This window comes from Mycobacterium sp. NGS41 (assembly GCF_059812725.1).
In genome coordinates, this window is record NZ_JCALDF010000009.1 from 70,498 (window position 1) to 91,936 (window position 21,439).

The 21,439-nt window shown below is 64.9% G+C and carries 15 protein-coding genes and 1 pseudogene; 12 read left to right on the forward strand and 4 right to left on the reverse strand.

Translation table 11 applies throughout. The features are described 5' to 3' along the window. Entirely contained in the window at positions 1 to 1,182 is a 1,182-nt protein-coding gene (locus AC5Y21_RS11060) for a serine hydrolase domain-containing protein (RefSeq protein ID WP_499912189.1), read from the reverse strand. A gap of 192 nt (positions 1,183 to 1,374) precedes the next feature. On the opposite strand from AC5Y21_RS11060, the gene AC5Y21_RS11065 reads away from it, so the two are divergent. Together AC5Y21_RS11065 and AC5Y21_RS11070 are read left to right on the forward strand one after the other, a co-directional pair. Next, positions 1,375 to 4,650: a helix-turn-helix transcriptional regulator gene (locus AC5Y21_RS11065; protein ID WP_499912379.1), complete on the forward strand. Its 3,276-nt coding sequence runs from the start codon at positions 1,375 to 1,377 to the stop codon at positions 4,648 to 4,650. Between the two features lie 373 nt (positions 4,651 to 5,023). Next, positions 5,024 to 5,893, forward strand: a complete 870-nt coding sequence (locus tag AC5Y21_RS11070) for a PPE family protein (protein ID WP_499912190.1) — start codon at positions 5,024 to 5,026, stop codon at positions 5,891 to 5,893. Between the two features lie 72 nt (positions 5,894 to 5,965). On the opposite strand, the gene AC5Y21_RS11075 is transcribed toward AC5Y21_RS11070, so the two are convergent. Beyond that, a complete protein-coding gene (locus AC5Y21_RS11075) occupies positions 5,966 to 6,742 on the reverse strand; it encodes an SDR family oxidoreductase (protein WP_499912191.1) in 777 nt (258 codons plus the stop codon). Between the two features lie 133 nt (positions 6,743 to 6,875). On the opposite strand from AC5Y21_RS11075, the gene AC5Y21_RS11080 reads away from it, so the two are divergent. Continuing rightward, complete coding sequence (locus AC5Y21_RS11080) at positions 6,876 to 7,679, forward strand: SDR family NAD(P)-dependent oxidoreductase (RefSeq protein WP_499912193.1); 804 nt, start codon at positions 6,876 to 6,878, stop codon at positions 7,677 to 7,679. Positions 7,680 to 7,759: 80 nt separating this feature from the next. Next, positions 7,760 to 8,587: an SDR family NAD(P)-dependent oxidoreductase gene (locus tag AC5Y21_RS11085; protein ID WP_499912194.1), complete on the forward strand. Its 828-nt coding sequence runs from the start codon at positions 7,760 to 7,762 to the stop codon at positions 8,585 to 8,587. Between the two features lie 18 nt (positions 8,588 to 8,605). Here the strand turns inward: AC5Y21_RS11085 and AC5Y21_RS11090 are convergent. Further along, positions 8,606 to 11,895, reverse strand: a pseudogene (locus tag AC5Y21_RS11090) (helix-turn-helix transcriptional regulator). Between the two features lie 149 nt (positions 11,896 to 12,044). Between AC5Y21_RS11090 and AC5Y21_RS11095 the strand changes: the two are divergent. After that, positions 12,045 to 12,407: a hypothetical protein gene (locus AC5Y21_RS11095; RefSeq protein ID WP_499912196.1), complete on the forward strand. Its 363-nt coding sequence runs from the start codon at positions 12,045 to 12,047 to the stop codon at positions 12,405 to 12,407. 165 nt (positions 12,408 to 12,572) lie between these two features. Here the strand turns inward: AC5Y21_RS11095 and AC5Y21_RS11100 are convergent, their stop codons facing one another. Next, on the reverse strand, positions 12,573 to 12,965 hold the full coding sequence (locus AC5Y21_RS11100; protein ID WP_499912197.1) for a nuclear transport factor 2 family protein: 393 nt from the start codon (positions 12,963 to 12,965) through the stop codon (positions 12,573 to 12,575). Positions 12,966 to 13,263: 298 nt separating this feature from the next. On the opposite strand from AC5Y21_RS11100, the gene AC5Y21_RS11105 reads away from it, so the two are divergent. From AC5Y21_RS11105 to AC5Y21_RS11135, 7 genes are all read left to right on the forward strand, one after another. After that, entirely contained in the window at positions 13,264 to 13,932 is a 669-nt protein-coding gene (locus AC5Y21_RS11105) for a TetR/AcrR family transcriptional regulator (RefSeq protein ID WP_499912199.1), read from the forward strand. Positions 13,933 to 13,942: 10 nt separating this feature from the next. Then, positions 13,943 to 14,137 (forward strand): ferredoxin, encoded by a 195-nt coding sequence (locus AC5Y21_RS11110; RefSeq protein WP_499912201.1) that lies wholly within the window; start codon positions 13,943 to 13,945, stop codon positions 14,135 to 14,137. Between the two features lie 5 nt (positions 14,138 to 14,142). After that, the gene (locus AC5Y21_RS11115; RefSeq protein ID WP_499912203.1) at positions 14,143 to 15,393 is read left to right on the forward strand and encodes a cytochrome P450; all 1,251 of its coding nucleotides are present in this window, start codon (positions 14,143 to 14,145) and stop codon (positions 15,391 to 15,393) included. A gap of 162 nt (positions 15,394 to 15,555) precedes the next feature. Continuing rightward, positions 15,556 to 16,617 carry an amidohydrolase family protein gene (locus AC5Y21_RS11120; RefSeq protein WP_499912381.1) on the forward strand — a complete coding sequence of 354 codons (1,062 nt, stop codon included), beginning with the start codon at positions 15,556 to 15,558 and terminating at the stop codon, positions 16,615 to 16,617. 71 nt (positions 16,618 to 16,688) lie between these two features. Then, entirely contained in the window at positions 16,689 to 17,858 is a 1,170-nt protein-coding gene (locus tag AC5Y21_RS11125) for a M24 family metallopeptidase (RefSeq protein WP_499912382.1), read from the forward strand. Next, positions 17,848 to 18,966 carry a M24 family metallopeptidase gene (locus tag AC5Y21_RS11130; protein ID WP_499912205.1) on the forward strand — a complete coding sequence of 373 codons (1,119 nt, stop codon included), beginning with the start codon at positions 17,848 to 17,850 and terminating at the stop codon, positions 18,964 to 18,966. The genes AC5Y21_RS11125 and AC5Y21_RS11130 overlap by 11 nt, the downstream gene beginning before the upstream one ends. Before the next feature lie 30 nt (positions 18,967 to 18,996). Continuing rightward, positions 18,997 to 21,387, forward strand: a complete 2,391-nt coding sequence (locus tag AC5Y21_RS11135) for a CaiB/BaiF CoA-transferase family protein (protein ID WP_499912207.1) — start codon at positions 18,997 to 18,999, stop codon at positions 21,385 to 21,387. Positions 21,388 to 21,439: the final 52 nt, after the last annotated feature.

A 21,439-nucleotide genomic window follows, 5' to 3' on the forward strand; every position in this document is an offset into this window, starting at 1 on the left:
CTAGCCGACGGCTTGGTAAATCAGCTTGGTGTACTTCTGCGTGCGGTCTGACCCTGCGGCGGTAACTTGTCCCATCTTGTTCATCACGTAGGCAATCGTCATCCGGCGGTCGAGATCCATGACGACCATTGAGCCGCCCCAGCCGCCCCAGTAGCAGATCCGTCCAAGCGGAATATCGGGAACTGCTTCGGGTTTCGGCAAAGCAAAGCCAATGCCCCAACGTGCGGGCATACCCATTACCAGATCGATGCCGTTGGCTTGTTCCTCGAAGATCAGCTCGATCGTCTCCGGACTCAGAACGCGGACCCCATTTACGGTGCCGCCCAACGAGATTGCCGACAGCGATCGTATCAGGGAGTGCGCATTGCCGTGCCCATTGGCCGACCCGATGTCTGCGCGGCGCCAGGCCGTACTCTGAGCCGTCAGCGCGGCTTCGGCATTCGGCGCGAGCATAGCGAACGTCTTGCGCATCGGATGATCTTCAGGCATCACGTCCCACGGTATGTCCAACGGTGGCGGTGGAATCAGCTCGGCGATGCGACTGTCGTCCTCGGGTCGCGCGCCGATTTGAATGTCGGCGCCCAGGGGTATAGCGATCTCCTCGCGCACAAACTCTTTGAGCGTCATACCGGTGATCCGCCGAACGATCTCGCCGACCAGGTGGCCGCTAGTCACCGCGTGATAGCCGGATGCGGTGCCGGGTGGCCACCACGGCGCCTGTGCCGCGAGTTGCGCGGTGGACTTCTCCCAGTCGTAGATATCCTCGACGGTGAACGGCATCTCCCATCCCGATACCCCAGAGGTGTGGCTCAATACGTGGCGCACCTCCACGTCTTGTTTTCCGTTTGCGGCGAATTCCGGCCAGTACTTGGCGACCGACGCATACGGATCCAGGCTGCCGCGATCGATCAGCATCAGCGCCGCCAGCGAGGTGATGTTCTTGGTGCTGGAGAACACGTTGACGATGGTGTCCCGGTCCCACTGCCTGGTCTTGGCCTGGTCGGCGTAGCCGCCCCAGATGTCTACGACCAGTTCGCCGTCGATGTCGATCGCAAGGGCCGCACCGAGTTCACCACCAGTGGTGATCTCGTCGGCAAAGGCGGCCGCGAGGTCGCTGAAGCGCTGGTCGAAGTGTCCGGCGAGGACGGCGTCGACCGCGGCGTCGCGGATTTCTTGTGTCATGGTGTATCTCCCCATTCGTCGGTCCGCCCACTATGACGTGCGGGCCGGCCGAAGATCATTGGTCGGATGGCGTAATTGTGTGCGGTCGCGGCTACGCCGTTTTGTACGCATATCCGCTGATGTTGTGTGCCGCGGGTAAGTCGCATGCTGGCTAACATGGGTGAATCTGATCCCCGCGCGGACACGCCGCCGATGAACTGGAGCGAGCTGGGCGTGACTGAACTGCCGACCGGAACGGTGACGTTGCTGCTGGCAGACGTCGAAGGGTCCACCGGCCTGTGGCAAAGTTGCCCGGCCGAGATGACGGAAGCGGTGGCACGCCTGGACGCGGCGTTGTCGCGGCTGGTGAATGCTCATGGCGGGGTGCGTCCGGTCGAACAAGGCGAGGGCGACAGTTTCGTGATCGCGTTCGAGCGGGCCAGCGACGCCGCCGCCTGCGCCCTGGCGTTGCAGCGCGCGCCGCTCGCGCCGCTTCGCCTGCGGATCGGCATGCATACCGGGGAGATTCAGCTGCGTCACGCGACGAACTACGTCGGCCCTACCATCAATCGGGCAGCCCGGGTGCGGGACCTGGCCCACGGCGGCCAAACCGTGCTGACGGCCGCGACCGAGCAACTTGTGGTCGATCTTCTGCCGCACGGAGCGTGGCTGTCCGATTTGGGGAGCCATCAGTTGCGTGACCTGGCGCGCCCCGAACGCATCCTTCAGCTGTGTCATCCTGACCTGCGCATCGAATTCCCGCCGCTTCGAGACACGAATAGTGTTGCTACACAATTTGTTCCGGTGCCATTGACCAGCTTTGTGGGACGCAGTTCCGAGATCGCGGAGCTCAGGCGGTTGCTCGGGGAGCATCGGCTGGTGACGCTGACCGGTGCGGGCGGGGTTGGCAAGACACGTCTGGCCATCCAGCTGGCGGAAAACCTCGCCGACGACATTGGCGGACCAGTCCATTACGTCGACCTCGCGCCTATCACCGATCCAGGTCTCGTCGAGGCGGCCGTCGCCCAGGCCCTGGGACTGCCCAATCAGCCGGGCCGCTCGATCGTCGACACCCTCACCACGCGCATCGCCGACCGTCAGGCGCTGATCGTGCTCGACAACTGTGAGCACCTCCTGGAAGCGGCCTCGGCACTTGCCGTTGCATTGTTGAGCCGCTGTCCCGCCGTGCGGCTGTTGGCGACCAGTCGCGAACCGTTGCACATCGCCGCCGAGGTGAATTGGCAGGTACCCTCGCTGGCGCTCGCGGATGAGGCCGTCGAATTGTTCAACGTCCGCGCCCGCCACGTCCGGCCCGATTTCACCGTCACCGACAGCAACGTTGCGGCCGTGACCGAGATCTGCCGCCGCCTTGACGGCATGCCCTTGGCCATCGAACTGGCCGCCGCGCGGATGCGGGCACTGACGGCAGCCGACATCCGCGACAGTCTCCACGACCGGTTCCAGCTGCTCACCGGCGGCGCTCACACTGCCGTGCGGCGCCAACAGACGCTGCGGGCTTCGGTGGACTGGTCGCATTCGATGCTCACCGACGCCGAGAGCGTGTTGTTTCGCCGGCTGGCCGTGTTCGCCGGGGGTTTCGACCTTGACTCCGCGGTGGCGGTGTGCGGCGGCGTGGGTGTGCAGCGCTATCAGGTGCTCGACCAGCTGACCCTGCTGGTGGACAAGTCACTGGTCCAGGCCGACGACATCGCCGACCGCACGCGATACCGCATGCTGGAGACGATCCGGGAATACGGGCTGGAAAAGTTGGTCGAGTCCGGTGAGGCGCAGACGGTGCTCGCCCGGCACCGCGATTACTACACCGCGCTGACAGCCGAGTTGGATATCCCTACCCGCAACGACTTTCGGCGCTGCGCCGCCCGCATCGAAGCCGATATCGATAACGTGCGCGCCGCGTTTGCCTACTGCTGCGATCACGGTGACACCGCATCCGCATTACAGCTGGCATCGTCGCTGCAGCCGCTGTGGCAAGGGCGTGGACGGTTGCGAGAGGGGCTGAACTGGTTCGAGTCGGTCCTCGGCAACGCCGGATTCGATCCGAACGCTGTTGACCCGGCGATACATGCCCGGGCGGTGGCCGACAAGGCGGTCTTGGATTCCATTACCGCCGCAATCGACGGTCGGGAACAGGTCAATCGCGCCGTGAAATTCGCACGCGAACTCGGCGACCCTGCACTGCTGGCTCGAACCCTGACCGCGTCCGGATGCATCGAGGGGCTAGATTTCGACACGGCCGCAACCTATTTCGCTGAAGCAATGGATCTAGCCCGCTTGGCGGGCGATGACTGGCGGCTCAGTCAGATCCTGGGCCGGCAAGCGTATCTCGCTGCCATGGCCGGCGATCCGGTCGCCGCCAGCACCCTCGGCAGTGAGGGAGCCGACGTCGCCGATGCCCTTGACGACTGGCTTAATGCGCATTTGTGTCGCTGGAGCATCGGCATGGCCCAGATGATGTGCGCAGATCTGGACGGCGCCATCGACACCTTCCGGGGGGTTTTCACCGACTGCGAATCCGACAGCGACGTCCTTGGCATGATGTTGTGCTTAATCAGCCAGGGCTGCGCTCTAGCGTATCGGGGTGATGTCGCCGCAGCCCGAAATATCGGCCGCGCGGCGATGACCGCGGGAGCAGAACTCGACGTCGTGCTGGAACGTGCGGCCACGACCGTCATGGCCTTGGCTGCCGTGGACGCCGGTGATGTGGTCTCTGCCCGTGAGCTTGGTAGGACGGTTTGGGAAAATCCGGCGGTCCACCGCGGCTCGGTGGCGATCAGCTCAGTTGCCCTCTGCGCTCACGTCGACGGCGACCTCGCCAGAGCGCAAGAACTGGCCGACGAGGCCGTTGTCACACTCGCCGGTTGGCACCGGATGTTAGCGCTGAGCATTCGCGCATACATCGCAGCGGACCGCGGCGACAATGACCAAGCCCGGCGCGACGCCCACCAGGCCCTGTCGATCGCCGTCGAGAATCAGAGTCGTCTCGGTATACCGGCAATCTTGGAGCTGCTCGCGAGGCTGGCGGTCGACAGCGGCAATCACCGCGAAGCGGCCCGGCTTTTCGGGGCGGCCGACGTCGTGCGCAACCGCAGCTTCGAATTCCGTTTTCCCGTGTACCAAGACAGCTACGAGACGGCGGTCGCGGCCTGCCGTAACGAACTCGGGGAGGTCGACTTTCAGGCGGCGTGGGCCGATGGTGCTGCACTATCGACCGACGACACTATCGGTTATGCGTTGCGCGGGCGCGGCGAACGCAAGCGGCCCGCCAGCGGCTGGGCGTCGTTGACCCCGACCGAACTCGATGTGGCCCGGCTGGTCAGCGAGGGCCTGGCGAACAAGGACATCGCGGAACGACTGTTTGTCTCGCCACGCACTGTCCAAGCACACCTCACTCACATGTACGCCAAGCTGGGCTTCACCTCCCGCGTGCAACTCGCGCAAGAAGCCGTACGTCAGGACCGCTGTCCTTGAGGAAGTAGCGAGAGCAGACGCAAAAGCCCCTGATTTCGTGCCGAAACAGGGGCTTTTGCGACTGCTCGCACAGGGCAGGCGGTGTTTCTTTGAATGCCATTTGAGTTTCGTCATAGACCATGTTGCCTGCGCGAATATTGTCCTAACGTCAGGCGAACGGAGGTGGACGACCCGACACGCGACCCGTCACGCGTTGGAGCAGATGATCACGATTGGCAGTACCTCCGCTAACGATTCATGTCAAACCTTGCTGCGATTGGCCGACTCTGAGTGGCAAGCGGTTATGAAGGGCAGCAACGCGATTGATTTCGGGCAGCGGAATCGACCACTGAGTGAACCCGGTAGCCAGGCGGCCATTCGGAGGTAAGACGGAATGGACTTCGGAGCATTGCCACCTGAGATCAATTCAGCCCGAATGTATTCGGGCTCCGGATCAGAGTCGATGTGGGCCGCCGCGACCGCGTGGGACAAACTAGCCGACGACTTGTACAGCAACGCAGCGGCTTTCAACGCGATCGTGATGGCATTGACCGACGATGACTGGCGAGGTGATGCAGCCGATGCGATGGTTGCCGCCGTGACTCCGTTCATCCGCTGGCTGACGAATTCCGCTGGGCGGGCTGAGGCGATCGCGGCCCAGGCCAGGACCGCGGCGAGCGCATTCGAAAACGCCTTCGCCGCAACAGTTCCGCCGAAAGTGATCGAAGCCAACCGTGCCCAGTTGGCATCGATGATCGCGGGAAATGTCGTCGGTCTGGACACGCCGGCGATCACGGCCCTCGAGGCCGACTACGCCGAAATGTGGGCCCAGGACGCCTCGGCGATGTACCGGTATGCGGGCGCATCGGCAGTCGCGGCGACCTTGACTCCGTTCGCGCCGCCAGCGGTCGGGCTGGGCGCCGATGCCGGCATACCGGACGTATTGGCTCAGACGATGGCCGCGACGCCCCGGGCACTGCGAAGTCTCGGTCAGCCGGCGCGATCCGCGTCGGCCACCGCAACGATGAACACCATGCTGCGGCTGAGACCCTTCCCGTCGCCGGTCAACGCCTTCGCGGCGGCGATCAGCTCACCGGCAAGCATGACCTCATCGGCCGCGACGCCGGCGACCCCGGTGAAAGCCCAGGCCTGGCCCGAGATGGCGGTGTCGGCGGCCTTCGGTGGGGGTGTGTCGGTTGGTCGTTTGTCGGTTCCGCGCGGCTGGGGAGAGATCGCGTTCGGCGGGCTGAGATCCATCGCCTAATTGGTGCCGAGCAGACGCAAAAGCCCCCGATTTCGGCATGAAATGGGGGCTTTTGCGTCTGCTCGCCAGGCTCTAATGCGCGCCGTTTGGCGTTTGGGAGGCCATCCAGTCGCTGAAGCGGGTCGGGTAGATGGTGGGGTCTTCGCCGTCTGGGCCTTCCAAGGGAACGATGGTGCGCTCGTCGAGCACCGCACCGTAGTAGTGGGCCGTAGGGGTGGTTACCACCTGGCGGGCGTCGCCCGTCGCGGCGAATCGGTTCCGGATGAAGTCGTCCATGCCGAGCTTTTCCGGGCCGGCGATGTTGATCACCCCGTTGACCGGTTCGCCGGTCGCCGCACGGGTGACTGCTGTCGCGACATCTGCGGCGGCAATGGGCTGGAACGCCCCGTGCGGTGCGCGAACCGTGTCGCCGTCGGCCAGCGAATCGGCAATGCCGTCAACGAATTCGAAGAACTGCGTCGCCCGGACAATCGAATACGGAGCTCCCGATTCCACAATCAGCTTTTCCTGGGCGACCTTTGCCCGCATGTAGCCACTGTCACCTGCCCGGTCGGCACCGACGATCGACAGCGCCACGTGGTGTTGCACACCGGCGGACCGCTCGGCCTCAAGCAGGTTGCGGGTCGAGGTGGTGAAGAAGTGCAGCACGTCGTCGTCGGCCCACGACGGCGAGTTGGACACGTCGACCACAGTCTGCGCCCCGGCAAGGGCTTCGGCCACACCTTCGCCCGTCAGCGCGTCGACACCCGAGCGGGGAGAGGCCGACAGGGCCTCGTGGCCCAGTTCGCCGAGCTGGGCGATGACCTGCGAGCCGATGAGCCCAGTGCCGCCGATGACTACAAACTTCATGATCAAGCCTTTCCGGGTCCGCGATGAACTGTCGATTCAGCATGTCACCCAGCACTGGCCATACCCAAGGCCGCCCCGGACGTCTTAAATCAACTGCTTGACTTAACCGGGCCGGCGCCGATTAACTCGTCGTGTGGTCAACGAACTTGCCGGCAAAGTCGCCATCGTCACCGGCGGCGCCTCGGGCATCGGCCGAGGCATTGTGGAGCGGTTCGTAGCCGAAGGTGCGCGGGTCGCGATCGCCGACGTCGAAACCGAGCGTGGGCAGGCCCTGGCCGACGCGCTGGGCAGCGACGCGCTCTTCGTCCGGACCGACGTATCCGACCCGGAACAGGTGGGTGCGCTGGTGGCTGCGGCCGTCGAGAAGTTCGGCGAGCTGCATGTCATGGTCAACAACGCCGGCATCTCGGGTCCCCTGCGTCGTCTGCTCGATGACGATTTCGCGGATTTCCACCGCGTCATGGCCGTCAATGTCCTGGGGGTAATGGCCGGTACCCGAGACGCGGCTCGGCACATGACCACCCACGGCGGTGGATCCATCGTCAACATGACGTCGATCGGAGGAATCCAGGCCGGCGGCGGCGTGATGACCTACCGCGCGTCCAAAGCCGCGGTCATCCAGTTCACCAAGGCGGCGGCAATCGAGTTGGCATATCACGAAATTCGGGTCAACGCCATCGCGCCGGGGAGTATACCCACTCCGATTTTGGCATCGTCGGCAGCGGGCATGGATCCTGCGGAACTAGAGCGCTTTGAGGCGGGGATTCGCCAGACCATGCGCGACGACCGACCACTGAAACGCGAGGGCACCCCCGACGACATCGCCGAGGCAGCACTGTATTTCGCCACCGATCGGTCGCGTTATGTCACCGGCACCGTGCTGCCGGTGGACGGGGGGACTGTCGCCGGCAAGGTGATTCGGTCGCGCCGAACGTGAACTGGCGGCGATTTTTTCGCCCGCGATTTTCGCAATGTGCTCGCGTTCGGCGATAATCATTCGGTCGAAGGAGATCAGCCGTGGACGGATTTAGCGGGAAAGTCGCCGCGGTCACGGGTGCGGGTTCGGGTATCGGCAGGGCGCTGGCGGTGGAACTGGCCCGATCGGGCGCGCGGTTGGCGATCAGCGACTTCGACGCCGACGGGCTCGCTCAGACCGAGGAGCTCATCCGTAATGTCGGCGCGGAAGTACGGGCAGACCGACTCGACGTCACCGAGCGTGAGGCATTCCTCGCCTGTGCCGATACCGTCAATGCGCACTTCGGGAAGGTCAACCAGATCTACAACATTGCCGGCATCGCGTTCCTCGGCGACATCGAAGTCAGCGCGTTCAAGGACATCGAGCGCGTGATGGACGTCGACTACTGGGGTGTGGTCAACGGAACCAAGGCGTTCCTGCCGCATCTGATCGCCTCCGGTGATGGCCACGTCATCAACATGTCGAGCATGTTCGGTTTATTCGGCGTACCGGGTCAGGCCGCATATAACTCGGCGAAGTTCGCCGTCCGCGGTTTCACCGAGGCGCTGCGCCAGGAGATGATCGCGGCGAAGCGCCCCGTAGCGGTGACGGTGGTACACCCCGGATATGTCAAGACGGCGATCGCACGCAACGCCGAATGTGTTGAGGGCCTTGACAAAGATGCCGGAGTGAAGGTGTTCGACAAGGTCGCCATCACCAGCGCCGAGCGGGCGGCCCGGATCATCTTGAAGGGCGTCCGTCAGAAGAAGGCCCGCGTGCTGGTGGGCCCGGACGCGAGAGCCTTCAGCCTGCTCGCCCGCGTCTTGCCGGTGGGCTATCAGCGCATCCTGGGGCCAATGACCGTCCGCTTCCAATCGCCGTCGCGTTAGGGGTCTGCTCGGCAGGACTCAGCTGTGGCGGGTCGCTTCCTGGGCGAGTTGCACCCGTGAGCTGAGACCGAGCTTGGCGTAGACGTGGGTCAGATGGGTCTGCACGGTGCGCGGTGAGACGAAAAGCCTTGTGGCGATGTCACTATTGCCCAGTCCATCGCCGACCAGACGGACCACGTCGAGTTCAGCTGGCGTCAGCGATGCCCAGCCGGTGGCAGGCCTCTTGCGCGCGCCGCGGCCGCGCTGTGCGTATGCGATCGCTTCATCGGTCGACAGAGCTGCGCCCTCGGCCCATGCCACTTCAAAGGCGGCCTGCCCCATGGCATCTCGCAACTTTGATATCAAGTCTGCGTAGGCGTCGTCCCATATCTTGAACCGCACCACGCCCGTACGCTGCTGGAAGGCCTCTGCTGCGCCCAACAGCCGGACGGCTTCGGGGTAGCTGCCGACGTCGCCGGCCAGACCGGCAAGGCACTCCAGGATGTCGGAAACGCCGAAATAGGCCTGCATGCTGGCGGCTATGCCTAGCGCATCGTGGGCGTCGCGTTCGGCCTGCTCTGGCTTACCCAGTGCGGTCGCCACGCGGGCGCGCGTGGGCAGTGCCAGCATCAGCCACCAGCCGGTCGCCATCGTGACGGCGTCGTCGGCCGCGCGGCTGGCAGCGACCAAGTCCCCACTAGCCAGCGCGGCCTGTGCATTGAGCGCGCGATGCACCGCCCCGAACGTGGGCAGGATGCTGATCTGCTGAGAGGCCGACTCGGTCGCCTCGGCGGCTGCCGCACCGTCGCCGGCTGCCAGGGCCGCGGTGCCCAACGCCGCATAGGCGATGCCGGCGGCAATCGCGCCGACCTCGGACGCCGCCTGGATGGCCGCCTCGGCCTCGGCCCGGCCCCATCCGTGTCACCGTGGTACGCGAGTGCAATGCCCCGGCAGGCAAGGCTGTCAGCCCGCAAGATCACATCTTGAGTTGATGCGGCCTCGGCGACCAGCTCGCCGAATTGTGCGGCGGCCCCGGCCAGATCGCCCTGCCACAGCTGCGCCGCTGCAAGGCACCACCGGCACTGGTGTGAGTCGAACCGGTCACCGATCGCATCGGCGACATCGCGTCCCTCCTCGGCTGCCGCCCGCACGGCGATCAGGTCACCCGCCGTAGCTGCCGCGATGGCCTGCCAACCGAGGATCTGGCTGAGCCTCCACCGATCGTCCAACTTCCGGGCCAGGCCGATCGCCTCGGCGAAGTACTCCCAAGCCGCCTTCGGGTCGTAGTAGCCGGCGATAAAGCCGCAGGTGGTCAGGGCCCGGGCCAGCAGCGCCGGATCGTTGACATCGCGCGCGATCGCAAGCGCTTCTTCGGCCTGATCTCTGCTGGCCGCGGCGCCGACCCAAGGACCGAGCATTGCCTTGTCGGTGAGTGCTCGCGCGCGCACCCCCGGCGCCACCGCGTACGCGTTATCGGTGAGGGCGGCATCGAACCAGGCGCGCCCTTCCCTCAGGCGGCCGCGTGCGAGCCACAGCGGCCGCAGCGCCGACGCCAGCGCCAACGCCAGCTCGACGTCGGAGTTGTCGCGACTCCACGCGAAGGAAGCGCGCAAGTTGGCAATCTCGACCTCCGCCTGCTCGACACGCTGCTCGTAGTCGCTGCCCGCCGGCGCATCGAGCACGACGGCCATCGCCGTGTAGTAGTCGCGGTGACGGGACCGCACAGCAGCGGCCTCGCCGGACTCGCCGAGCTTTTCCAGCGCGTACTGGCGCACGGTCTCAAGCAGCCGGTACCGCGTCCGGCCCCGGGTGTCGTCCGCCACCACCAGCGATTTGTCGACCAGCAAAGTGAGCTGATCGAGGATCTGATAGCGCTCAACCTCGTCGCCGCCTGACACCGCCCGGGCGGCATCGAGATCGAACCCACCCAGGAAAACCGCGAGCCGCCGGAACAAGACCCGTTCCGGCTCGCTCAAAAGCGCATGCGACCAATCCACCGAGGCGCGCAACGTCTGCTGGCGGCGCACCGCGGTGCGCGCGCCGCCGGTCAAAAGTCGGAACCGGTCATGCAAACCGTCCAGGATCTCGGTCAGCGACAACGCGCGGACCCGCGCGGCGGCAAGCTCGATGGCAAGCGGCATCCCGTCGAGTCGGCGGCAGATCTCATTCACCGCGGCCGCATTGTCATTGGTAACGGCGAAGTCGGCTTGGGCCAGCCGGGCGCGGTCGGCGAACAGTTTGACGGCTTCGTCGGCTAGGGACAGCGATGGCACCCGCCACGTCGCTTCACCTGTCACACCGACGGGCTCACGACTCGTCGCGAGCAATGTCAGCCGCGGCGCCGATCCGAGGAGTGCGACGATGAGCTCGGCGCTCGCGTCGAGCAGATGTTCGCAGTTGTCCAGCACCATCAGCATCTGACGGTCGCGGACAAACCGTAGCACCGTGTCGATCGTCGAGCGACCGGGCTGGTCGGGCAGGCCCAATGTGCGGGCCACCGCGACAGGTGCGACGTCGGGATCGGTGATCGGCGCCAGGTCCACATAACACACGCCGTCGCTGAACTCGCCCGCCAACTCCGTGGCAACGTGCGCCGCCAGACGTGTTTTGCCGATCCCGCCGGCGCCGGTAAGGGTTACGAGCCGGTTGCCGGCCAGCGCCTCGCGCAGGCGGCTCATTTCCGCCTGGCGGCCAATGAAACTCGTGAGTTGCACCGGAAGGTTATGGGCGACAACGGTTTCAGACGTGCGTAGCGGCGGGAAATCGTTGTGTAGGTCGTGGTGGCACAGCTGCACCACCCGCTCGCGGCGCGGCAGACCGCGCAACCCGTGATTCCCCAGATCGACCAGCCAGGCCCCGTCGGGGAGCCGATCGACAACCATGTCCTCCGCCGCGGCGGATAGCACGGTTTGCCCGCCATGAGCCAGATCACGCAAACGCGCCGTGCGGTTTATGGTCGGTCCGATGTAGTTGCCTTCATCGCGCAGCTGCACTTCCCCGGTGTGCACCCCGATGCGCAGCCGGATAGGGGCCAGTGGTGCGCGCTGCAACGCAAGAGCACATGCCACCGCGTCGCTGGTGCGAGTGAACGCGACCACAAAGCTGTCGCCCTCGCCCTGCTCGACCGGTCGCACCCCGCCGTGGGTGGCGACGACATCGCCTAGCGTGCGATCCAGCAGACCCACTGCGGCCGTCATCTGTTCGGGCTGGGATTGCCACAGCTGCGTCGAACCCTCGACGTCGGCCAAAAGCAACGTCACCGTTCCGGTCGGCAGCTCGCTCACGTCCAGCTCACTCCAGTCCACCAGCGGCGAATCCGTGTCGCTCATGCTAGCCAGCATGCGGTCCTGGCGGAGGTAAAACATCAGCGGATGCGCGTAACAAGCGCCCGCGGCTCACCGCGGAAGTCTCAGACCCACGCCGTGCAGATCTCGTTGTTGAGGCTGATGGTTTTTTCCGGTTCACGCCGCACAGTCGAATGGTCGGACCGGAATGGGAAGGAAACGTCGATATGAACACGATCCTTGGCAAGGGCACAAATGTCACAGCTCCTGCCTCAACCGCAGAACGTCTGCGCAGCACCGTGCCAGTACCCGCAGCCGCGTCCGCCGTGCCGGTGCTCATCAGCGAGAAACAGGTTCTCTTCAGCACCGCGGCAGCGATGCCGGTGCGGCCGAAGACAATCCATTGGTGGTCCGAGGTGACTGCTGTTGTCATCGCACGTCTCCGCCGGATGGGGCTCACCTCGACGGCGGATAGTCGGAAGTCGCGTCAGTACTGCCCGAAGCGGTATGGATTCCTGGAGAACTCCTGCATGGCACGCGAGATGGATCGGCTTTGACAGATCGCCGCTTCGAGCAGCTCGAGCAGCTTGAGTGGCGCGGCCAACTCAACGTCGCGGGTATCAATTGTGTTGGCCCGCAGGGTGGCTCGCCACCCAAGCGGATGACGGTGTCCCCCTAGTCCGACGAGTGTCACGTCTCGTCGGACGGGCCGGCACAGCTGACTATCCTGCCGCAACCTGCTTTTTGCCGTACACGCGTTCCATCAACGCGGTGTCCTCGTATAGCTGAGCCCGTATGGTCTTGCCGTCGCGGAGCGTGAACACTTCAGCGCCATGGCCTGCTTCGCCGCCCACAGTGACATCGCTGAGCACGACGACCGTGTCGCCGTCGGCGAGGAAACGAATCGGCTTGACTGTCATCGGCTTCTCGCCCAGCCGCCTGAAATAGTCGCCGAGTTCGCCCTTACCGTGATACGTACCGCTGATCGCGCTGTCGCCCGGTTGGGCCCACTCGATGTTGTCGTCGAACAGGCTCATCATCGTTTCCAGGTCACCACTGGAGAATGCGTCGTAACCCTTCTTGATGACTTCGATGTTCTGTTCTTGCGCTGACATTTCCCGACTCCCTTTGTGCAACCAATATTTCGGCCGCGACGGCCGTGGCCGGTCTAGGGAGTCACCGCGGTCGGCTCTCGGATCAGTCAGACCATTCGCCGCCGCGGCAATTGTCCGCTTCCCGCCAGCGCGAAGACAGTGCTGAGCCGGAAACTCTTGCCAAATTCAAAGACATGGGTGTCAGGCGGTCGGGGCGAATGGCGGCCCATGCGCGGGCAATGAGCGCGGTGGACCACGCAGGCGCCAATTTAAATCAATCGCTTGACTTAAACGCCCGAGGCGCGGTTGACTGGACGGCATGACCGCGTCTGCCAGGACCGTGCGCACCGAACGCGCCACCTCCACGCAGGAAGCGATCCTTGCCGCCGCCGAGCGGCTCTACGCCGAGCACGGCATGTTCGCGGTGTCCAACAGGCAGGTCAGCGAGGCCGCCGGTCAGGGCAACAACGCCGCGGTGGGCTACCACTTCGGCACCAAAGCCGACCTGGTGCGCGCCATCGAGCAGAAACATCGCGGGCCCGTCGAGCAACTGCGTGAGCAATTGGTGTCGGAGCTAGACCAGGAAAGCGCCGAAATGCGGGACTGGGTGGCCTGCCTGGTGCGCCCACTCACCGAGCACCTCGAGGCACTGGGCAATGACGGGTTACCCACGTGGTACGCCCGTTTCGCAGCACAGGCGATGACCGATCCCGCCTACTACAACATCATCGTCAAGGGCGCCCTCAGTTCGCCGTCGCTGGTTCAAGTCGTCGACGGCATCAACCGCTGTCTGCCCGACCTGCCGGCCGAGGTGCGTTTCGAACGCAACATCATGGCCCGCAACCTGCTCATGCACACCTGCGCGGATCGCGAACGGGCGCTCGCGGCGGGTTCGTCCCTGCACCAATCATCCTGGCGGGCAGCGGCATCCGGACTTATCGACGCGATCGTGGGCTTGTGGATGGCGCCCGTGACGCCGCATGAGTGAAGGCGCTGCGATGAAAGTGACTGTCGACCAAGATATCTGTGCCTCTTCGGGCAACTGCGTAATGAATGCGCCCGAGGTGTTCGACCAGCGAGACGAGGACGGCGTTGTCGTGCTACTCAACGCAAATCCCTCGGCTGACCAGGCCGAGGGTGCACGCCGCGCGGCAGCGGCCTGTCCCGCGCTAGCGATTCATATCGAGGAATGAGAATAATGTCCGAAACACTGGCCGGGGCTGCTGAAACTTCTGGCGCTGCCCCCGAAATCCCCGAGTATCCGATGGCCAGAGCGGCGGGCTGCCCCTTCGCCCCGCCGCCGGACGTCATGGCGCTCGCCTCTGAAAAGCCGCTGTCGCAAGTCCGGATCTGGGATGGCAGCACACCGTGGCTCATCACCGGCTACGAACAATGCCGGGAACTGTTTTCCGACTCACGCGTCAGCGTCGACGACCGCGTGCCCGGCTTTCCGCACTGGAACGCGGGCATGTTGGCGACCGTGCACAAACGTCCCCGGTCCGTATTCACCTCCGACGGCGAAGAGCACACCCGGTTCCGGCGGATGTTGTCCAAGCCGTTCACCTTCAAACGGGTGGAGGGGTTACGGCCGACCATCCAGCAGATCACCGACGAACACATCGACGCCATGCTGGCCGGGCCCAAACCGGCCGACGTCATCACCGCCTTGGCGCTGCCGGTTCCCTCCCTGGTGATCAGTCAGCTGCTCGGCGTGCCCTATGAGGACGCCGAAATGTTCCAGCACCACGCCACCGTCGGGCTGGCCCGCTACGCGACTGGCGAGGACACCGCCAAAGGCGCGATAAGCCTGCACAAATACCTGTGTCAGCTCGTCGAAGCCAAGGTGGAAAATCCGGCCGAAGACGCAGTCTCCGATCTGGCCGAACGGGTCAAGGCCGGTGAACTCAGCGTGAAAGAGGCCGCCCAGCTGGGCACCGGATTGTTGATCGCCGGACACGAGACCACCGCGAACATGATCGGACTGGGCGTGCTCGCGCTGCTAGAGCATCCCGATCAGTTGGCCGTCATGCGCGACGCCGAAGATCCCAAGATCATCGCCAGCGCAGTCGAGGAGTTACTTCGCTACCTGAGCATCATCCAGAACGGTCAGCGCCGAGTCGCCGTCGAAGACATCCACATCGCCGGGGAGGTCATCCGGGCCGGCGAGGGCATCATCATCGACCTGGCCCCGGCCAACTGGGATCCGGATGCGTTCTCGGAGCCGGATCGACTGTATCTGCACCGCTCGGGTGCCGACCGCAATGTCGCATTCGGCTACGGTCGCCATCAATGTGTCGGCCAGCAGCTCGCCCGCGCGGAGTTGCAGATTGTCTTCCACACGCTGTTCCGCCGCATCCCCACGCTGTCGCTGGCCATTCCGGTCGCCGACATCCCGTTCAAACATGACCGGCTCGCCTACGGCGTCTACGAACTGCCCGTCAACTGGTGAAGACCTGGTAGCCCTACGCTCGAAAACGACAGCCCGATTGGAAGGTCAACAATGTCGACTCAGACCAGCACCGTTTCGCTCTACCCTCCGGAAGGCTTTGGCGCACCGAAGGATCGCCGTGGCCACGCCAGCGGCCGAGATGTGGGCCTGCCGGCAGGGACCGTGGTGTTCTCCGCCGACAACCACATCTCGCTGGCTGCCGACATCTTCTACGAACGCTTTCCGGACGACCTCAAGGACAAGGCGCCGCGGATCTGGTACGAGGATGGCGCCTACCAAGTAGGGCGTAAGGGACAGTCGTTCCTGCCGGGAGATTTCAGTGCGGTCCTCATGCAGTACGACGACCTCCCCGGAGCCGCGAGCACCAACATCGAAGCCCGCATCCAGGAGTTGCATGAGGACGGCGTCGACAAAGAACTGGCTTTTCCCAATGCCATTCTGGCGCTTTTCCATTACCCGGACAAGAAACTCCGCGAACTCGCGTTCCGTATCTACAACGAATACATTGCGGAGCTACAGGAACGTTCTAATGGCCACTTCTACGGCGCCGGGCTGATCAACTGGTGGGATCCGCAAGGCACTCGGCGGACGCTAGAGGAGCTGAAATCACTCGGGCTCAAGACATTCCTGATGCCGCTGAATCCCGGTAAGGACGACGACGGCAACCCGATCGACTATGCGAGCACGTCCATGAGCCCAGTCTGGGACGAGATCGAAGCCTCCGGCCTGCCGATGGCGCACCACATCGGCGAAACCCCGCCGAAGAGCCCATGCGAGTTCAACAGCGTCGTCGTCGGGATGATGATCAACATCGACGGATTCCGGGAAACGTTCTCCAAGTACATCTTCGGGGGCATCCTCGACCAGCACCCCGGCCTTCGGATCGGTTGGTTCGAGGGCGGTATCTCCTGGGTGCCGTGGGCCCTGCAGGATGCCGAGCACCTGGTGGCGTCGTACCGGCACATGTTCAACCGGCCGCTGTTGCACGACGTGCGGTACTACTGGGACAACCACATGAGCGCCTCGTTCATGGTGGACCCGCTGGGACTGGAGTTGATCGACAAGATCGGCGTGGACAAGGTGATGTGGTCGTCGGACTATCCGCACAACGAAAGCACCTACGGCTACTCAGAGAAGTCGCTAGCGGCCGTCGTTGACGCCGTCGGGCCGGACAACGCGACCCGCATCGTCAGCGGCAACATCACCGAATTCCTAGGCTTGTGACGACATTCGCGCAAGCGAGCCGCGCCACCGGTAGCAGCTTGGTGATACCCGAGGTCCCGGACCTGGCCAGGATGCGACGGGAAACCGGGGCACGGCTGCGGTCGGCGATGGCCGAACGCGGGGTCGACGCCATGATCCTGCTGGGAAACAACGCCGTGGTCTACGCCACCGGGACCAGCTGGCCGCTGGGCGATGCCGGCCTCTCGCACGTCGAGCGCCCAGTGGCGGTGGTGCTCGGCGGTGACGAGTGGCCGCACCTGTTCCTGCCGTTCCGCGAGGGCGCCGCGCACGAGTCAGAGCTTCCCGCCGATCACCTCCATGGACCCGTCTACCTCGAATTCGACGAAGGTGTAGCGAATTTTGCTCGATTGCTGGCTGACCTGATTGCGCCCGGGGCGGTGATCGCCGTCGACGAGTGCACCGGTGCCATGTCACGCGCTGCAAAGCTGTTGTTCCGCAACGGCGATCCCGTTGACGCCGCCGCGATAGTCAGCGCCGCGAAGGTGGTCAAAACTCTGGACGAATTGTCCTGCATGCGAACGGCCATCCGCATTACCGACGAGGCGATGGTCGACGTTCATAAGGCCCTGGCTCCCGGCATCCGCCAAATCGAGCTCTCGGCAAGCTTTCTGCGGCGGGCCTTCGAGCTGGGCGCCACGGCCAGCATGCTCGAACCCATTTGGCAGGTCATGCCGCAGAGCAAGGCCGAAGGGGTGTGGACAACGCACGGGGATCTGGCGCTGCCGCTGCTGACCACCGAGCGTGAGTTGGCCGAAGGCGATGTGCTGTGGACCGACGTCAGCATCACCTACGGCGGATATTGCTCGGACTTCGGGCGCACCTGGATCGTCGGGCGTGATCCGACACCGCGTCAGCAGGCGCAGTTCCAACGGTGGTCGGAAATCATGGCCGCCGTTCTCGACGTCGCCCGGGCCGGAGCCACCGCCGCCGATCTGGGCCGGGCCGCCATCGCGGCCAACGGCGGTACCCGTCCCTGGCTGCCGCATTTCTACCTTGGCCACGGCATCGGCGTGAACGCCGCCGAAATGCCGATGATCGGAACAGATCTGGGCGACGAGTTCGACGAGAACTTTGTGCTGCAGCCGAACATGGTGCTGGTCCTCGAGCCGGTGGTGTGGGAGGACGGCACCGGCGGGTACCGAAGCGAAGAGGTGCTGGTGATCACCGAAGCAGGCTGGACGCGATTAACTGACTACCCCTATGACCCTTATGGCAACTGAAGTCTTGCCCGACGATCGGGCGCTACGTGCGGGCCGCCGACAACGGGCGCTGGCCCAAATGGCCGCACACGATCTCGATGTCCTGGTCCTCGGCCGGCAGGCCAATGTCCGTTATGTCGCCGGCGCGCCGCAGCTTTGGGTCGCCGGGACTCGGCCGTTCGGACCGACCTGCGTGCTGGTGGGTGCCACCGGTGCGGTTCATCTGCTCAGCACCTGGGACGAGGGCGTTCCCGACGATATCCCGCACGAGAACCTCTACGGCATCTCGTGGAATCCGGCTAACACGATCGCGGCACTGCAGCGCATCGACGGCGCCGCCAGCGCTCGCCGCGTCGGAACCGACGCGCTGTCACCGGTTTTCGCGCGGCTGCTGCCGACGGCGTTTCCGAATGCCGAGCTGGTGGACGGCGAGCTGGCCATGCGGGCCGCCCGACGCATCAAGACCGACGAGGAAGTGGGGGCGCTGCGCGAGGCGATCGCGGTGGCCGAGTCGGGCCTGGCCGCCGCGGTGGCCGAGCTACGACCCGGAGTAAGCGAACAGACTTTGGCCGCCGTGCTACTGGAAGCGCTCGCCGCCGGCGGGGTGAGCACTCCGTCGAATCAGGACGTCGCGTGGGTGACTTCGCGTGATCACCCGTGGCGACGGGCCGCATCGGACGGTCGTGTCCAGGCGGGTGACCTGGTGGCCTTTTCCGCCGGGGTGTTGTCGGGTGGCTACATCGGCGAGGTCGGACGGACCTGGCCGGCGGGCAGGACCGAAGGCGCATCATCGTTGTACAAGCGCTGGGATACGTTGTGGTCCAAGCTGATAGCAGCATGTCATCCGGGAGCGGGCGCTGCAGAGCTGCTTGCCGCTTACGAGGCGGCGGGAGAGCCGCCGCCGCCGATGCCGGTAGCCAGGGGTCTGGGCATGGGCTTCGACCCGCCGGTCGTATCCTCGTGCTTGCCGGCGACGGCAGCCGAAGAAAGCTTGGAGCCCGGAATGGTGCTTGCCGTGACGGGCTACGTGTGGGAGCCGGGAGTGGGCGCCGTATTCGGGCGGGAAGCGGTCCTGATCACCGCCGACGGCGCCGAAGTGCTGACCTCGAGCCCGTCCTGGCAGGCGTGAGTGGGGGAGCCTCAGCCCGAAACTCTGGCTATGCCGCTGGCCGGCTATACGATTGTCGACCTATCCACCGGCATAGCCGGTGCGTACTGCACAAAGCTGCTCGCCGACGGTGGTGCCGACATCATCAAAATCGAGCCGCCAGAAGGTGATCCGCTGCGGCGTTGGTCTTCGTCTGGTGCGGTGCGCCAACCCGGAACTGACGCAGCGCTCTTCAGCTTTCTCACCGGCGCCAAGCACAGCGTCGCCGCCGACACCGACGACCCGGACGACATCGGACTGGTCACCCAGCTGCTGGCGGCGGCCGATGCGGTGGTGTGGTCCGCGGGCTCGAAAGTTGCCGAGCATCATTGCTTCACACCTGCGGCGATCCATGCCGCTCACCCTCACTTGACCGTTACGTCGATCACCCCCTTCGGTTTGCAGGGTCCCTGGCGGAACCGGGCGGCAACCGAGTTCACCCTGCAGGCATGGTCCGGCGGAATCATCGGGCTGGGCCGCGGGTTGCCCACCCGGGCGCCGGTCTTCGTCGGCGGACAGGTAGGGGAGTACTTGGCGGGCGCCTATGCGAGCGCGGCAACGCTGGCGTCGCGGTTCCGGGGCAAGGGCTGCGCCGGCGAGCTCGTCGATCTGTCGATGCTCGAGACCCAAATCCTGTGCCTCACGTATTATCCCGTCACCTACTTCGAGATGCTCGGCCGGCCGTGGCGAGATGCCCGGCGACTGACGGTGCCGGGCGTGGCGCAGGCGAAAGACGGTCTGGTCGACCTCGGGTGCGGAACGGCACAACAGTGGTTCGACCTGTGCGCAATGGTCGGGCATCCGGAGTGGATCGACGAGCAGTCGCCACTGACGATCACCGAGCAAGCCAACATCCACGCCGATGAAATCTATGCCTGGGTCGAGACCAATGTGGTCGACGAGATCCGGGAACTGGCAACGGCGTTCCGGATACCCAACGCGCCGGTCGCCAACGGCGCCAACATCGCGTCGCTGGACCACTTCGTCGAGCGTGGGTCGTTTGTGCGCAATCCGCGCGACGGATTTCAGCAGCCGGGCCACCCTTACCGTATGTGGCCCGCGCAGCTTCGCCGCCCGAGCCCGGCGCCGCGATTGGGCGAGCACACCGCGCGCTACCGGTCGGCCAATCTGATCCCGCGGCCGTTACCGGCTGAGCTGCCGAACCGATTGCCTTTCAACGGTATCCGGGTGCTGGACATGACTACCTTCTGGGCGGGCCCGAGTTGCACCCACTTTCTGGCGATGCTCGGCGCCGAGGTTATCCACGTCGAATCCACGCGCCGCCCTGACGGCACCCGATTGATCGCCGGTGTGCCGATCAGCGAAGACCAGTGGTGGGAGAAGTCACCGATTTTCGCGGCATTGAACAGCAACAAGAAGGGACTGACTCTGGACCTGCAGCACTCGCGCGGGCAGGAGCTAATGCGCCGGCTTATCGCGACATGCGATGTGGTGGTGGAGAACTTCACCCCGCGCGTGCTGGATCAGATTGGGCTGAACTTCGCGGCAGTTCAAGCGGTTCGGCCCGACGTGGTCATGGTTCGGATGCCCGGTTTCGGACTCGATGGTCCGTGGCGTGACAATCCCGCGTTCGCATACGCCATCGAGTCCGCGGCGGGCCTGAGTTGGTTGACCGGCTACCCCGACCGCCCACCCTACGAGCCATATTCGATCGGTGATCCCAACGCGGGCGTGCATGCGCTGAACGCCCTACTGCTGGCGCTGGAACACCGCCGTCGCACCGGCCAGGGTGTGCTCGTCGAAGCCGCGATGGTCGATGCCGCACTGAGCATCTCCGCTGAGCAGGTCATCGAATACTCCGCGTACGGCGCTCTGTTGGAACGCTCGGGCAACCGGGGTCCGACGGCGGCGCCGCAAAACCTCTACCGCACTGCCGATATCGACGAATTCGGCCGCCTCGACAGCTGGGTAGCCGTTGCGGTGGCAACCGACGAACAGTGGACACACTTGTCTGCCGCCCTCGGAACACCCTCCTGGGCAACGGATCCCGCGTTGTCCGATGCGGCCGGTCGGCGCGAGCATCAGGATCTGATCGACCAGCGGCTGGCCGCATGGTGCGCGCACCGCAGCGGCGACGACATTGTCGCGACCCTCTGGGACGCGGGTGTGCCGGTTGCTAAAGTCATGCAGCCCCATCGCCAAACCGAGCTTGATCAGTTGGCGTTCCGCGGATTCTTCGAAGGGGTCGAACATCCGGTCAATGGCCGGGCCAAGCTCAGCACCGTGGCGACGAGGTTCTCCGCCGGGCCCGGTCAGTTTCACACCCAGCCGGCGCCGCTGCTCGGGCAGCATAACCACGAGGTACTTGCCGGACTGGGCTTGACCGCAGCAGAGATCGCCGATCTGGAAGCTGCCGGCGTCATCGGCCATTCGCCGGCGTGACTGGCGAGCAGACGCAAAAGCCCCGACACGCCGTGCGTGCGGCGGCTTTTGC